Source organism: Rothia sp. ZJ932 (assembly GCF_016924835.1).
Taxonomy (GTDB): Bacteria; Actinomycetota; Actinomycetes; order Actinomycetales; family Micrococcaceae; genus Rothia.
The window spans coordinates 611,314-627,776 of the sequence record NZ_CP070480.1 but is presented as its reverse complement, the minus strand read 5'-3'; the positions used below and the strand labels follow the sequence as shown (position 1 = coordinate 627,776).

At 54.1% G+C, this 16,463-nt stretch carries 6 protein-coding genes and 2 riboswitches; all 6 genes read right to left on the bottom strand.

All coding sequences use genetic code 11. The features are described 5' to 3' along the window. Nucleotides 1-446 precede the first annotated feature (446 nt). Nucleotides 447-2,507, bottom strand: coding sequence for a neutral/alkaline non-lysosomal ceramidase N-terminal domain-containing protein (locus JR346_RS02845; RefSeq protein ID WP_205483070.1), 2,061 nt, complete (start codon nucleotides 2,505-2,507; stop codon nucleotides 447-449). A 181-nt stretch (nucleotides 2,508-2,688) separates the two neighbouring features. Beyond that, on the bottom strand, nucleotides 2,689-6,579 hold the full coding sequence (locus JR346_RS02840) for a DNA-directed RNA polymerase subunit beta' (protein ID WP_204877839.1): 3,891 nt from the start codon (nucleotides 6,577-6,579) through the stop codon (nucleotides 2,689-2,691). A gap of 80 nt (nucleotides 6,580-6,659) precedes the next feature. Continuing rightward, on the bottom strand, nucleotides 6,660-10,157 hold the full coding sequence (rpoB, locus tag JR346_RS02835; protein WP_205483061.1) for a DNA-directed RNA polymerase subunit beta: 3,498 nt from the start codon (nucleotides 10,155-10,157) through the stop codon (nucleotides 6,660-6,662). A 324-nt stretch (nucleotides 10,158-10,481) separates the two neighbouring features. Continuing rightward, a complete protein-coding gene (locus JR346_RS02830; RefSeq protein ID WP_370592535.1) occupies nucleotides 10,482-11,963 on the bottom strand; it encodes an L-serine ammonia-lyase in 1,482 nt (493 codons plus the stop codon). An 84-nt stretch (nucleotides 11,964-12,047) separates the two neighbouring features. After that, complete coding sequence (gene gcvT / locus JR346_RS02825) at nucleotides 12,048-13,163, bottom strand: glycine cleavage system aminomethyltransferase GcvT (RefSeq protein ID WP_205483056.1); 1,116 nt, start codon at nucleotides 13,161-13,163, stop codon at nucleotides 12,048-12,050. Between the two features lie 50 nt (nucleotides 13,164-13,213). Beyond that, nucleotides 13,214-16,057, bottom strand: a complete 2,844-nt coding sequence (gcvP, locus tag JR346_RS02820; RefSeq protein WP_204877842.1) for an aminomethyl-transferring glycine dehydrogenase — start codon at nucleotides 16,055-16,057, stop codon at nucleotides 13,214-13,216. A 59-nt stretch (nucleotides 16,058-16,116) separates the two neighbouring features. Further along, nucleotides 16,117-16,224: riboswitch (glycine riboswitch) on the bottom strand. Continuing rightward, a riboswitch (glycine riboswitch) is annotated at nucleotides 16,225-16,343 on the bottom strand. Nucleotides 16,344-16,463: the final 120 nt, after the last annotated feature.

Here is a 16,463-nt window from a genome sequence, read left to right as displayed (position 1 = left end):
CAGCGATAGAGCAAAAGTATCTGGGCACGCGTAAAAATGGCATTTAGGTACCAGGTCAAAAAGACCAATACCAAAGGACTGTATCCATACTGCCATTGATTCGAAGCCAGATAGCCGTGCAACCCTTGCGTATTGCAAGGACTTTTCTCTTGAATACTAGAAGATGATGCACAAAGACTAAGTTCTTCGTATAAAACTATAGCCGGTTAAAGCTTCTTAATCTAGCCCGTTCGAGAGCAGATACAGCTGTTAAGCCCCAAAACAGCATGATTTGACACACTTAAAGCCCCTTAAATCACAAACATGTAAGTCTTTCGCTCCGAGAAAAGAACCCTGTTTCATAATCACCTACCAGGATAAAACCGATACGTATTTTACCCTCAGTAGGGCGAGCACGCGTCTGTGCTCTAACAGCAGCGCATGCCCGCCTAACCAGCATCCGCTACCTACCAACTTACGGTAAAGAGCTGTGAAACACCGGTGATTTCTTTGATGGTGCCGTAAGTCTTAGCGTGCCCGCGATAGACCAAACGGTATGTTCCAGCTTCAGCCTCAGTAGGTATCTGCCACTCAAGGGTAATCTTCGACTGAGCAGCAAGATAACGTTTCCAGATGAATTTTGTGTTGGGGTCATTGTCATTAGTGACGTACTGCCACTGCTGACCGTCATATTTTTGTATCTCGAGGAAGCTGGTGGAGCGCCCCACACTATTGTTAGGGTGCGCTCCTTGGAATACCGCAGAAACGGTCTCGCCCGGACGCACGTTGCGGGGTTGCGACAGTACATCGCCAAAACGACGAAAGCCCGAAACGTCATAAAGCACCTTGCCTTGCCCACTCACCGGTGCGTGAGGCTCAGAAGGCTTATCGCCCAGAGGCATCTCGACCTTGTGTTTGAGGGCAGCACCCACATTTTGCACTGTTTGTCGGAAGGCAGGCAGAGTGTATCTGCCGAAGAGAGTCGCACCGCCCTCATACTGCTGGGAATCGTACTCCTCGGGTGTAGTGACGTAGTGGCTGTAGGCGTTAGTGTACCCCTGAAGAATAATCTTCTCCTCAGGCACCCCAAACAACTCAGCCGCGTCCTGCTTGATAGTTACGCCCGCTGCGCCGGTCCACTCCCCCGGCAAACCTAGCAAGTAGTAATCACCAAATTGCATAATCTGTACCGGAAGATGAGTCTGCACGGTGTTGCCCACCGATACAGCCAGCAAGTTTTCTTTAGGCGCCTGACAGGCAGCGAGCCGCGGTGAAATATTGTAAACAGCCCTGTTCACACCGGCGAAGAAAGCATTAGCGCCCAACCCCTCACCGAAAATTGAGGGACCAGGGCCATCCTCCACCGCACCTGCGGCAAAAGACTGCCCCAAACTCGCATCGCAGGTTCGCTCAATCTTTCCCGTACCTGTATACAGCCGGCTCACTACCTGCTGCTCAAAATCCACATAGGTAATCCGTGAATCAATATCGGTACCAGCAGATTCACCTTCCTGAGTCAGTTGGGCTCGCACTGCATCTGCCTGACGCTGCCCCTGAATCTTCATATTCGTGAAATGGTCACCAGTAGGTCCCTGCCCCGGTTGCAAAAAAGTATTGGGAGAAACATCACCAGTATCAGAGTTCGCAAAAGCGGCAACGAATCCACCTCCCTTACCCATGTGCCAATCAACCCCGTGATCCACGGTCTCCAGCAGATACTGGGCATACCCTTTGTTATCGCCAGATACCAGCTTATTGGTATTCATCAGGTTTGTGGGATGGATCGCGTACCAGTTAATCAGAGCTTCAGTAACACCGTTACGCTCCAGCCTAAAGGTGGTGTTAGTAGTGTCTACGCCCTGGTTAAGTTTTGATTGAAGACTCTCAGGGTTAAGGGAGAAGGCTTCCAACGAACGGTTAACACCTGCCTCTAACTCTGAGATAGATACCGTCAGGTTACCGGGTGCCATATCAGCATGCGCTTGATGCACAGCATCCATAGCCCCGTCAATCGTCGCGTTAAAGGTATCGGGGTGCCAACCCGCAGTTGTCACGTTGTACAGAGAGTGTTTGGTAACCCCACCGGGAGTAGCGTGCGTGTGAGTCGCCGTCACCATGACATTAGATTCGCCGTACACAGCACCGTACTCAGCGGTAAGTCGTCGCAAGAGCTCTTGGCGCACGCTGTCATAAGCACTCAAAGCATCCAATACAATGATCAGATTTCGCTGAGCAGTATGAGGGTTTTCAATAACGAACGCCCGAGCGTACTGACGCATATGCAGCCCCTCCCCCTTTTGCTCCAGGCTACCGTAGCCCATGAAGCCTACCTCTGCGACTTCACCCGTCATATCAGCAGCACCAGCACCCACCATAAGAGGGTTCAGCTGTGACGCATCAGCGTCAGCTGCCGAAGAACTCATCACATCAGTGATAGCCGGCGCAACCCCCAGTGTGCAACCAAGCGCCAACACTAAACCGGTAGCGATTTTCTTACTTCGCTGCGCCATCGACGATGATGATTTCATATTTTCCCCTTGATATGTGAATGCCATAGACCATAAAAATCTAAAAGCTGCCTAGCGCCAGGGGGGCGATCCCCATCTACCCGCAGCGCAAGTACCCGAAGACTATAATAAAAAACGGACGCGCCGTCACCGATTTTTTCGGTAACGACGCGTCCGTCGTGAGCTAAGAATCAGCTAGAGATTACTGACCGTAATTGTAATCATCAAGCGGAATAGCCTGGAACTCAGGAGCGACTGAACCCTCGTTCTCAGCAGCGTAGCTGAAGTCTGAGAACATGTTAGGAGTCACCGAGTACATAGCCTCACGAGCCTCATCAGTCGGTTCGACCTCAACATCGTTGTAGCGAGCAAGACCGGTACCAGCCGGAATCAGCTTACCGATGATGACGTTCTCCTTCAGACCGACCAGCGGATCAGACTTACCTTCCATAGCAGCCTGAGTCAGAACTCGGGTAGTCTCCTGGAAGGATGCAGCTGAGAGCCATGACTCGGTAGCCAGCGATGCCTTGGTAATACCCATCATCTCGGGACGAGCAGCAGCAGGACGCTTACCCTCAGCAACAGCGGCACGGTTAGCAGCCTGGAAAGCGGTGTTTTCAACCAACTCACCGGGCAGCAGTGAAGTGTCGCCTGATTCGATGACAGTCACACGACGCAGCATCTGACGAACGATAACCTCAACGTGCTTATCGTGAATGCCCACGCCCTGTGAACGGTACACGCCCTGCACCTCGTCCACCAGGTGCTTCTGAGCCTCACGAGGACCGCGAATACGCAGAACTTCCTTGGGATCAACAGCACCGACAACCAGCTGGTCGCCAACGGTCACGTGATCTCCCTCAGCCACGTTCAAACGCGCACGGCGCAGAACGGGGTAAGCGATAGGCTCGTCACCGTTATCGGGAGTCACAATAATCTTGAAGGATTTATCGGTATCTTCAATAGACACACGACCGGTTACCTCAGAAATCGGTGCAACGCCCTTGGGAGTACGAGCTTCAAAGAGCTCCTGAATACGGGGCAGACCCTGGGTAATATCGTCTGCCGATGCGACACCACCAGTGTGGAAGGTACGCATGGTCAGCTGGGTACCGGGCTCACCAATTGACTGAGCCGCGATAATACCCACAGCTTCACCAATATCAACCAAGTTGCCTGATGCCATTGAACGGCCGTAGCACAGTGCACAAACACCAACAGCTGACTCACAGGTCAGAACTGAACGAACCTTGACGTCCTTGATACCTGCCGCAAAGAGCTTTTCGATCATGGGATCTGAAACATCTTCACCAGCTGCTGCCAGAACGGTGCCGTCCTCAGCAACAACATCGACAGCCAAAGCGCGTCCGTGGATTGAGCTCTCAACCTCATCGTGCAAGGAAATTGCACCGGTCTCTTCTTCTACCTGAATCAAAGGCAGAGTCAAACCACGCTTGGTGCCACAGTTGTCTTCGCGAACAATGACATCCTGTGAAACGTCAACCAGACGACGGGTCAAGTAACCGGAGTTCGCGGTACGCAGCGCGGTATCAGCAAGACCCTTACGCGCACCGTGGGTTGCAATAAAGTACTCCAACACCGACAGACCTTCACGGTAAGAAGACTTAATCGGGCGGGGCATAATTTCGCCCTTGGGGTTTGCCACCAGACCACGGATACCCGCGATCTGACGAACCTGCATCCAGTTACCACGAGCACCTGAGGTCACCATACGGTTAATGGTGTTCAAGCCTGAAAGGTTGTCCTTCATCGCAGCAGCAACTTCATCAGTTGCCTGGGTCCAGATGTCGATAAGCTCAGTACGGCGCTCTTCGTCATCAATCAGACCCAAATCAAACTGGTTCTGAATATCAGCTGCCTGCTTCTCGTACCCCTCCATAATGGCGGGCTTGGTGGGAGGCGCTGCGATATCTGAAACAGCAACGGTAACGCCTGAGCGTGACGCCCAGTAGAAACCGGTGTTCTTCAGGTTATCCAGGGTGCGTGCGACGACGTCCATGTGGTATTTTTCAGCCAAGTCGTTAATCAGGGCGCCAAGACCCTTCTTATCGGCAACACCGTCGTACCAGGGGTAGTCCTCAGGCAGGGTCTGGTTGAACAGAACCTGACCAACGGAGCAATCTACCAGCAGACGGTCGCCTGCCTGGTAGCCCTCGGGAAGGTCGTAACCAGCAGGGGGTACGAAGTCATCAAGTTCAATCTTAACCTTGGTGTACAGCTCGATCTCGTGCAGATCCATTGCCATGATTGCTTCAGCCAACGAGCTGAATGCGCGACCCTCGTTCTTCTCACCATCACGAGGAGTAGTCAGGTGGTACAGACCGATAATCATATCCTGGTCAGGAACCGCAACAGGACGGCCGTCTGAAGGCTTCAGAATGTTGTTTGAGGACAGCATGAGGATGCGTGCCTCAGCCTGAGCCTCGGGAGATAGGGGCAAGTGAACTGCCATCTGGTCGCCATCGAAGTCAGCGTTGAACGCTGAACACACGAGCGGGTGCAACTGAATAGCTTTACCCTCAACCAGCTGGGGCTCAAACGCCTGAATACCCAAACGGTGCAGGGTAGGTGCACGGTTCAGCAAGACAGGGTGCTCGGTAATGATTTCTTCAAGAACGTCCCACACCTGAGGGCGGAAACGCTCAACCATGCGCTTTGCAGACTTGATGTTCTGAGCGTGGTTGAGATCAACCAGACGCTTCATCACGAAGGGCTTGAAGAGCTCAAGCGCCATCTGCTTCGGCAGACCACACTGGTGCATCTGCAGCTGGGGGCCACCGACGATAACCGAACGGCCTGAGTAGTCAACGCGCTTACCCAGAAGGTTCTGGCGGAAGCGACCCTGCTTACCCTTGAGCATGTCAGACAGTGACTTCAGCGGACGGTTGCCAGGGCCAGTCACAGGACGACCACGACGGCCGTTGTCGAACAGTGAGTCAACAGCTTCCTGCAGCATACGCTTTTCGTTGTTCACGATGATTTCGGGCGCGCCCAAATCAAGCAGACGCTTCAAGCGGTTGTTGCGGTTAATCACACGGCGGTAGAGGTCGTTCAAGTCTGAGGTTGCAAAGCGACCACCGTCAAGCTGAACCATAGGACGCAACTCGGGCGGAATCACAGGCACAACGTCAAGAACCATACCCAGCGGTGAGTTATCGGTAGTCAAGAAGGAGTTGACAACCTTCAGACGCTTCAGAGCGCGGGTCTTCTTCTGACCCTTACCGTTCTGAATGATGTCCTTGAGGGTCTCAGCTTCAGCTTCCATGTCGAAGTTCTCAAGACGCTTCTTGATGGATTCAGCACCCATTGAGCCCTCGAAGTACATGCCGTACTTATCGACCATTGAGCGGTACAGCGCTTCATCACCTTCAAGGTCAGCGACCTTGAGATTCTTAAAGCGATCCCATACCTTATCGAGGAATTCAATCTCGCGCTCGTGGTTCTTACGAACAGAAGCCATCTGGCGCTCTGCCTGTGAACGGAGCTTATCGATCTGAGACTTCTTGCCGCCCTCAGCTTCAAGCTTGGCAAGTTCCTCCTCGGTCTCGCGAGCAATCAGGTTAATATCAGCGTTCAGCTGATCCTGAAGAACCTTCTTGTCGCGGTCGTGAGCAGCCTGCAGGTTGGGCAGGTCCTCATGACGCGCGTCCTCATCAACGCTGGTAATCATGTATGCAGCGAAGTAGATGATCTTTTCAAGATCCTTGGGAGCCAAATCAAGCAGGTAACCCAAGCGTGAAGGAACACCCTTGAAGTACCAGATATGAGTCACAGGAGCAGCCAGCTCAATGTGGCCCATACGCTCACGGCGCACCTTAGCGCGAGTTACCTCAACACCACAGCGCTCACAGATAATGCCTTTGAAGCGTACACGCTTGTACTTACCGCAGTAGCATTCCCAGTCGCGAGTGGGGCCGAAGATACGCTCGTCGAACAAGCCCTCTTTCTCGGGCTTCAGGGTTCGGTAGTTGATGGTCTCGGGCTTCTTGACCTCGCCATATGACCAGCCGCGGATATCGTCGGCGGTAGCCAGGCCAATTCGCATCAAACCAAGTGAAGATTCGTTGGACATTTGGTCCTTATCTCTTTTCCGTAAAATTTGAAGACTATAAATTTTCTCGATGCTGTGAAAGCACTAAACCTCTAAAAGGCTTAGACTTCCTCAACTGAGCTCGGCTCTACGTGTGAGAGGTCGATACCCAAAGCATCAGCGGAACGGTAGCCTTCATCATCAACATCGCGCATTTCAATGGTCTGACCGTCAGTTGAAAGAACCTCAACGTTCAGGCACAGTGACTGCATTTCCTTGATGAGAACCTTGAAAGATTCAGGCACACCGGGTTCGGGGATATTCTCGCCCTTAACGATTGCCTCGTATACCTTCACGCGACCGTGAACGTCATCAGACTTGATGGTCAGGATTTCCTGCAGGGTATAAGCGGCACCGTAAGCCTCAAGCGCCCACACTTCCATCTCACCAAAGCGCTGACCACCGAACTGAGCTTTACCGCCCAGGGGCTGCTGGGTAATCATGGAGTAAGGACCGGTTGAGCGAGCGTGAATCTTATCATCCACCAAGTGGTGCAACTTCAAGATGTACTGGTAACCCACAGAAATGGGCTCGGGGAAAGGCTCACCGGAACGACCATCAATCAAACGCGCCTTACCGGTACGGTTGATCAAACGCTCACCGTCACGGTTGGGATTCGTGTGATCGAGCAGGTCAAATAGCTCGTCCTCGTAGGCACCGTCGAACACAGGGGTTGCGACGTTGGTGGGACCTGATTCCTTGGGAAAGTTCGGCATACGATCGAGCCACGCGGGGTTGCCTTCAATCTTCCAACCCTGCTTTGCCAACCAACCGGTGTGAACCTCAAGAACCTGACCGATGTTCATACGACCGGGAACACCCATGGGGTTCAAGATAATGTCAACGGGGGTGCCGTCTTCCATGAAAGGCATGTCTTCGATGGGCAGAATCTTAGAGATAACACCCTTGTTACCGTGGCGACCTGCAAGTTTGTCACCATCAGTAATCTTGCGCTTTTGCGCAACGTAGACACGAACCAGCTGGTTAACGCCAGCAGCTAGGTCTTCATCGTTATCTTTACGGTCAAGGACGCGAACGCCAATGACTGTGCCTGACTCACCGTGGGGAACCTTCAGCGAAGTATCACGAACTTCGCGTGACTTCTCACCGAAGATAGCGCGCAGCAGGCGTTCCTCGGGGGTCAGCTCGGTTTCGCCCTTGGGGGTAACCTTACCCACCAGAATGTCGCCAGCTTCTACCTCAGCACCGATGTGGATAATACCGCGCTCATCCAAGGCTGAGAGAACTTCCTCAGATACGTTGGGGATATCGCGGGTGATTTCCTCAGCACCGAGCTTAGTGTCGCGGGCATCAATTTCGTGCTCTTCAATGTGAATTGAAGTCAGCACGTCATCAGAGACCATGCGCTGGGACAGGATAATGCCGTCCTCAAAGTTGAAGCCTTCCCATGACATGTATGCCACGAGCAGGTTCTTGCCCAGAGCCAATTCACCGTTATCGGTTGAGGGACCATCAGCAATCAGACCACGAGCCTCAACGCGGTCACCCTCACGCACAACAACACGGTTGTTGTAGCAGTTACCGGGGTTCGAACGTGAGAACTTCTTAATCTGGTAGGACGAGGTGGTGCCATCGTCGTTGCGAACAACAACTAGGTTAGCCGAAACCTCAGAAACAACACCAGCTTTGACAGCCAGAACTGAATCGCCTGAGTCGAGAGCAGCGTACTGCTCCATACCGGTACCCACCAAAGGAGCCTCAGACTGCAACAGCGGCACAGCCTGACGCTGCATGTTAGCACCCATCAGTGCTCGGTTCGCGTCATCGTGTTCCAGATAAGGAATCAACGCAGTAGCAACCGACACCATCTGGCGAGGGGAAACGTCCATGAACTGAACTTCGCCACCGGCAACCAGAACAGCTTCACCGGAGCCATCGCCTGCACGACACAGAACCTGGTCTTCAGCAAAGAACATGTCATCGTTCAAAGGTGCATTAGCCTGCGCAATAATCGCGCCCTTCTCATCATCAGCAGTGAGGTACTTAACCTCATCGGTGACCTTGCCATCACGCACAATGCGGTAGGGGGTCTCAATGAAACCGAAGGGGTTGATGCGACCGTAGGTTGCCAATGAACCAATCAGACCAATGTTCGGGCCTTCAGGGGTTTCAATGGGGCACATGCGGCCGTAGTGAGAGGGGTGAACGTCTCGAACTTCCATGCCCGCGCGATCACGGGAAAGACCACCGGGACCCAGAGCAGACAGACGGCGCTTGTGGGTCAGCCCAGCCAAGGGGTTGTTCTGATCCATAAACTGTGACAGCTGTGAGGTACCGAAGAACTCCTTGATGGAAGCAACCACGGGACGGATGTTAATCAGCGACTGAGGGGTGATAGCCTCGGCGTCCTGAGTAGTCATACGCTCGCGGACTACGCGCTCCATACGGGAAAGACCGGTGCGGATCTGGTTCTCAATCAGCTCACCTACCGCACGGATGCGGCGGTTACCAAAATGGTCGATGTCGTCAGTATCAACACGGATGTCAATCTCTTCGCCATCACGCATACCCTTGATAGATGAACCACCAGCGTGCAGGGTAACCAGGTAACGAATCATTGCTGCGATATCGTCTTCGGTCAGTACCATGGCCTTGGGATCGCTCAAAGGCATCTCAACGCCGAGCTTGCGGTTCACCTTGTAGCGGCCAACCTTCGCGAGGTCGTAGCGTTTGGGGGTGAAGTACATGTTGTCCAGCAAGTTCTGGGCAGCATCAACTGTGGGGGGTTCACCCGGACGCAGTTTGCGGTAGATATCAAGCAGAGCCTCTTCGCGGGTCTCTACTGAGTCTTTTTCAAGGGTTGCGCGGATTGAGTCGAATTCACCGAATTCGGCAAGAATCTTTGCTTCTGACCAGCCCAGCGCCTTCAACAGTACAGTGACTGACTGCTTACGCTTGCGATCCAGACGAACACCTACCTGGTCGCGCTTGTCAATTTCAAGCTCGAACCAAGCACCGCGTGAAGGAATAACCTTTGCGGTGTAGATGTCTTTATCGGAGGTGCGGTCAGCGGTCTTTTCAAAGTAAGCACCGGGTGAACGTACCAGCTGGGAAACAACAACACGCTCAGTACCGTTAATGACGAAGGTGCCAGAGGCGGTCATGAGCGGGAAGTCGCCCATAAACACGGTCTGCTGCTTGATTTCGCCGGTGTTGTTGTTCATGAACTCGGCCTTGACGTACAAAGGAGCTGAGTAGGTCGCGTCGCGATCCTTAGCTTCTTCCATGGTGTACTTGGGGTCAGCGAATTCAGGGTCGGAGAATGACAGGGACATAGTGCCCTGGAAGTCTTCGATGGGTGAGATTTCTTCAAAAATTTCAGCGAGACCTGAAATCTGTGCAACAGAGGTGTCACCAGTTTCAGTAGCTGCTGCGCGGCGAGCTTCCCAGCGTTCGTTGCCTATGAGGCGGTCGAAGCTATCGGTCTGCAACGCCAAAAGGTTAGGAACCTGAAGGGGCTCAGAGATTTTTGCAAAAGAAACGCGGCTGGATGCTCCGCCGCTAGCGGTTTGGTTATGTGAGGTGCTCGAGGCGACCAAGATTGGATCCTTCCACAGACCTGTCAGATTTGCGACGCTAGAACCTAGCTCTGCGCAAAGGCGCACCGACAGTCATCTTCTTCAGGCTTTTCCAACTTGGCAATCACATATGATGCTGTATGCCCTAAAGCTTTAGCTGTGTTCGCTGGTTTGTTGGTTGCTGGAAGAAAATGCGTCGGACGCATGTGCTTGGTTTAACCATGCCCACCGCTATATGAAGGCACAGAAAGTTAGGGCTAGCGTAAATACCAACACTACACTATGGAAATCCATTAGTCCATACCTTGTCACCGTAGTTTTTGCAAGTTCTCTTTCAGTCTTCTTTTAGCAGGCAACCACATTGACGGCGAGACCGCCCATGGAGGTTTCTTTGTAACGGTTGCTCATATCTTCACCGGTTTGGCGCATGGTTTCAATCACCTGATCCAAAGATACCCTGTGCTGACCGTCCCCACGCAGGGCAATACGGACGGCGTTGATTGCCTTGGTAGCAGCCATCGCGTTGCGCTCAATACAGGGAATCTGCACCAGACCGCCCACCGGGTCGCAGGTCAGCCCCAGATTGTGCTCCATCGCAATCTCAGCGGCGTTTTCGACCTGCTCGTTAGTGCCGCCCATTACCTGCGCAAGACCTGCTGCAGCCATCGATGAGGCTGTACCAACCTCACCCTGACAGCCCACTTCAGCGCCCGAAATTGAAGCACGCTTCTTATACAGCGAGCCAATAGCCGATGCCGCTAAGAAGAAGTCTACAATCGCGTCCTCCTGCACCTTCGTACCGCGATTACGCACCTCAGGCACGTAGTTCAGGGCATAGTGCAACACCGCCGGAATGATACCCGCCGCGCCATTCGTCGGGGCTGTCACCACGCGCCCACCAAAAGCATTCTCTTCATTCACTGCCAAAGCGATCAGGTTGACCCAATCCCACGCCATCTCGGGGGCTTTTTGGGCGTCCTCTTCCATGAGTTTGCGATGCCAATCCCCCGCACGGCATCGCACCTTCAACTCGCCGGGCAGGTACCCCATACGCCCTAACGACGAACCAATGCACTCGCGCATCACCTGACGAATACCCAAGATACCGGCGCGAATCTCTTCTTCACTGCGCGCTGACTTTTCATTTTCAAGTTTGAGGGCGGCAATAGAAAGACCTGCACTATTAGCCATATCTAGCAGTTCATCCCCCGAGCCAAAGGGGTAGGGTGCCTTATCAAGCACACCGCTATTTGATGACTCCTCGTCCTCCTCAACGATGAACCCACCGCCGATTGAAAAATAGGTGCGTTCTAGCAAGAGGGTCTCTCCCGCAAAAGCTGCCACCTTAATACCGTTGGTGTGACGGGGCAAAACGGTCAGCGGACGCAGGGTCATCTGGGATTCCTTGTAGGAAATTACCGGCCCGTACACCAACTTATTGACGGGATCTAACGTGCCGGAGGCAAAGTCCTCCCCTGAAAACCCTGCCAGGGGCAGGGTTCCATCAACTTGGTTGCGCTCCATCATTCGCTCAGATGCAGCGATGTCGATAGTCTCTGGAACAAAGCCACACAATCCCTTAAGAGCCGCGCTCATCGTGCCGTGACCTGCGCCGGTTGCTGCCAAAGACCCGTACAAGTCAATGTGGATGCGCGTTACCTCACCCAGTTGTTTAGCATCAATTAGCTCAGCAATAAAACGATTGGTCGCGCGCATAGGCCCCACAGTATGGGAGGACGAAGGACCAACACCGATACTAAAAAGATCAAATACGCTGATGTCATATTCGAGGGCTTCTGCTTGCTTGAGTTCTGAACTGGTCTCCACGGTGATAGCTCCTTGTGGGATAAGAGGGTGGAAATGCTAAAGGCCCGCCCGCGCTTGTGGCACCGGCGGGTCTTTATTATAAGCCTACTTCTGACGTGTATAGAAAGGCAAAACGACAATGTCGAACGGGGCTTGCTTGCCACGAATATCAACGTTGACGGTATCGCCCTCACGAGCGTAGTCGGTATCGATCAGAGCCATCGCCACCGGGTAGCCCAAAGTGGGGGAAGGAATACCGGAGGTAATCTCACCAATAGTTTTCTCACCATCTACCAGGGTTGAACCAGCGCGGGCAGGACGCTTGCCCTGAGCTTTCAACCCCACCAGCGAGCGAGCTGGTGCCTGTTCAGCCATCTTTTCGAGGGCGGCTCGTCCGACAAAGTCTGCAGACTTTTTGGTGAGAGCAATTTCTACCAGTTTGCCAAGACCTGATTCGAAAGGTGTAATCTCAAGACCCAGTTCGTGACCGTAGAGAGGCATGCCTGCCTCAAGGCGCAGTGAGTCGCGGGCGGCGAGGCCTGCGGGAAGAATCTCAAAGGCTTTGCCCGCTTCGAGAGCGGCGTTCCAGATAGTCAGTGCTGAAGCGTTGGGTACGTAGATTTCGAACCCGTCTTCACCCGTGTAGCCGGTACGCGCCAGAAGGACGTCGATACCCGCGATGTTGGCGGGTACTGCCGCGTAGTAGCCGAGACCGGTGAGGGCGTCCTCATCGGTCATTCCCATAGCGAGCATAGTTTTTTCGGAGGCGGGGCCCTGTACTGCCACCAGTGAGGTTTCTTCTGACTCGTTGGTGAACTCCACGTCGAAGTCGCCCCGGCGAGCGCTCATTGCCTCAAAATCAACCGCGACGTTAGCGGCGTTGGGTACTACCAAGAACTCATCTTCTGCTAGGCGGTAGGTGATGAGATCATCGATGACTCCGCCATCCTCGTTGACGAGAATGGAGTACTTTGCTTTGCCGACCTTGAGCACTGACATGTTAGAGACCAACGCGTAATCGAGGAAGGCTGCGGCGTCTTTACCTTTGACGCGGAACTCGCCCATGTGGGACAGGTCAAAAAGACCTACCGACTGACGAACGGCATGGTGCTCGGTGACGTCGTTGGCATATTTCAGGGGCATGTCCCAGCCACCGAAATCGGTGAAGGACGCGCCCAGCTCAGCGTGGGCGTCGTAGAGGGAGGTTTTCTTGGGGGTCATATCTTTTTCTTTTCTGCTCTTGGAACCGTGAAGTTGCTACCGGCGTGCGCTTAGTTGTACTCGATGTCGAAGGCTTCGAGCGGAGGGCAGTCACACACGAAGTTGCGGTCTCCACCGGCTCCGTCGATGCGACCCACGGAGGTGAAGTACTTGGCGGCGCGCAAGGACGCAACGGGGTAGGCTGCCTGGGTACGGCTGTAGGGACGGTTCCAGGTGTCAGCGGTGAGTACATCCGCGGTGTGCGGTGCATTGCGCAGCACTGACTCTTCAACGCTTACTTTTCCGTCAATAACCTCTTGAATTTCAGCGTGGATTGACTCCATTGCTTCAATAAAGCGATCCAGTTCTTCTAGGTTCTCAGACTCGGTAGGCTCGACCATGAGGGTGCCCGGTACGGGGAAGGCAAGGGTGGGTGCATGGAAGCCGTAGTCCATCAGGCGCTTGCAGACGTCCTCGGCGGTAATCTTTGAGGCCGCGGTAAGTTCGCGCAAATCAAGGATGCACTCGTGAGCTACCAGTCCGTTGTCTGAGGTGTAAAGCACCGGGTACTTGTCTTTGAGCTTCTGAGCAATGTAGTTAGCGCCTAGAATTGCGTATTCGCTGGATGCGCGCAGACCGGTAGCTCCGGTCATCGCCATGTACATCCAAGAAATAGGAAGGACGCCGGCTGAACCGAACATTGCCTGAGAGATGGGAAGGGGCGCTCTGTCGGTCAGGTTACCGGTGGCATCCGCGAGGTAGCCGTTGCCGGGCAGATACTTTTCAAGATGCGCGCCCACCGCAACGGGGCCCACGCCGGGACCGCCACCACCGTGCGGGATGGCGAAAGTCTTGTGCAGGTTCAGGTGCGACACGTCGCCACCGAACTTGCCAGGCTGTGCCAGCCCCATCTGCGCATTGAGGTTAGCGCCGTCGATGTATACCTGCCCACCGGCTGCGTGTACCAGTTCGCAGACCTCGACAACCTGCTCCTCGAAAACGCCGTGGGTTGAGGGGTAGGTAATCATAATGGCAGCAACAGTATCGCTGTGCTTCTCAATCTTTGCTTTGAGGTCTTCAACATCTACCGAGCCGTCAGGGGCGGTAGCGACAGGGGCGACTTTGAGACCCGCCAAAGCTGCTGATGCGGCGTTGGTGCCGTGCGCTGATTGGGGAATGAGCACGATATTGCGCTGAGTATCCCCACGGTCTTCGTGGTAGGCACGAATAGCGCGCAGCCCCGCATACTCACCGGACGCGCCGGAGTTGGGTTGCAGCGAAATAGCATCATAACCGGTTACCGCGAGCAACCAATCGCTTAGCTCATCAATCAATTTCTTCCAGCCTTTTGCCTGCTCAGCAGGAACCAGCGGGTGAATGTTCGCGAACTCAGGCCATGAGATGGGTTCCATCTCGGCGGCAGCGTTGAGCTTCATGGTGCATGACCCCAAGGGAATCATAGTGCGATCCAGTGCCAGGTCTTTATCAGAAAGACGACGTAGGTAACGCATCATTGCGGTTTCAGACTGATGGCTGTGGAAGACAGGATGCTGCATGTACTCATCGGTACGCAGCAGCTCTGAGGAGAGCTCGTACTGGTCGGTGGATGCGGGCAGAGTTGCACCTAGGGCTTCAGCAAGAACTGTAAGAACTGCCTCGGTGTGTGATTCACCCACTGAGATCGAAATGCGGTCAGCGTCAATACGGCGGATGTTGATACCAGCCTTTTCAGCCTGGGCGACCAGCTCGTCAGCGCGTCCGCCCGTTTTGAAGCTCACGGTGTCAAAGAAGCTCTCATGCACCAGGGTCAGACCGGCTGAGACCAGGCTCTGAGCAAGGCGTGCGGCATTCGTGTGCAGACGCTGTGCAATAGTCTTCAAACCAGCGGGGCCGTGGTAAACCGCGTAAGCGCCAGCCGCAATCGCCAGCAGTGCCTGAGCGGTACAGATATTCGAGGTCGCCTTCTCTCGGCGAATATGCTGCTCACGAGTCTGCAACGCCAAACGGTAGGCGGGCTTACCCGCAGAATCCTGTGAGACACCTACCAAACGACCGGGCAGGGTACGCTCCATGCCCTTTGACACAGCCAAGTAAGCTGCGTGAGGTCCCCCGTACCAGAAGGGCAAACCAAAGCGCTGGGTGGAACCTACAGCAATATCAGCGCCCAGCTCAGCAGGTGAGGTCAGCAGGGTCAGCGCCAGAAGGTCAGCGTTAACGGTCACCAGAGCGTTACGTTCTTTAGCTGCGGCAACAATCTCACGCAAATCGCGCACCTGACCGTCGTGGGTGGGGTAGGCAAGGATAAGACCGTACAGATCGCCCTCGGGCAGACCGTCTGCAAAGTCAGTCACCACAAAGTCAATACCCAGCGCGTCCGCACGGCCCTTAACCACAGAAAGAGTCTGCGGCAGAACACCGGCGTCGATAGCAAAGAAGCCGTTCTTCACCTTCTTGTTGGCGCGGTGCATCATCACAGCAGCCTCAGCCACAGCGGTTGATTCATCGAGCAAGGACGCATTAGCAACCGGTAAGCCGGTCAGCTCCATGACAGTGTTCTGGAAGTTCAGCAAAGCCTCAAGGCGGCCCTGGGAAATCTCGGGCTGATAGGGGGTGTAGGAGGTGTACCAGCCGGGGTTCTCCAAAATATTGCGGCGAATGACAGCCGGAGTAATGGCGTCATAGTAACCGGCACCAATCATCTGGGCGTGTACGCTGTTCTCAGCGGCGTACTGGGCAATCTTGGTCTGCGCCTCGAGCTCACTCAACGGCTCAGGAAGGTCCAGTTCCCCCTCCACACGAATCCGGGAAGGAACAACAGCATCAACCAACGATGCCAAAGAATCATAACCGAGGGTGCCCAGCATATGCTCGGTGTCAGTAGCGTTAGAGCCAAGGTGACGGTCAATGAAGGTCATGGAAAAAACTCTCCTGGTGAAAAGGCGCAAAGACTAGCCGCCGCAGTGACGGTTAGTGCCCTCCCCACTCTGTTATAAACCTGAGAGTTTTCACCAAAACCTTACACTCGCGCGATAGGTTTTCGCTTGCCCCTTCGGTGGAGGTGTCACGCCCCTCTCCAGAGTTGCCTGAGCTAGCGGTACTTTTGCCTGAGAGTTTCCCGGGGAGGGTTTGCTCCTTCGGCGCTACGCTATCAACCGGTTATTCACCCGGCGCTTTCGCGCAGTCTCTCCCGCCTAGCTGTAAACGGCACTATTTAATTTGTCTTCTCAAGTGTGCCACAGCCAACATAAAAGCACCACTCCCCCTACTCCTAAAGAACGGGAAAGTGGTGCTTTTATTCAAGGCTAATGCCCAGTAGATGAG

Bases quoted from the DNA above. Each gene is read 5' to 3' on its own strand.
- JR346_RS02845 (WP_205483070.1), bottom strand. From the start codon at position 2,507: ATGAAATCATCATCGTCGATGGCGCAGCGAAGTAAGAAAATCGCTACC.
- JR346_RS02840 (WP_204877839.1), bottom strand. From the start codon at position 6,579: ATGTCCAACGAATCTTCACTTGGTTTGATGCGAATTGGCCTGGCTACC.
- gcvT (WP_205483056.1), bottom strand. From the start codon at position 13,163: ATGACCCCCAAGAAAACCTCCCTCTACGACGCCCACGCTGAGCTGGGC.
- gcvP (WP_204877842.1), bottom strand. From the start codon at position 16,057: ATGACCTTCATTGACCGTCACCTTGGCTCTAACGCTACTGACACCGAG.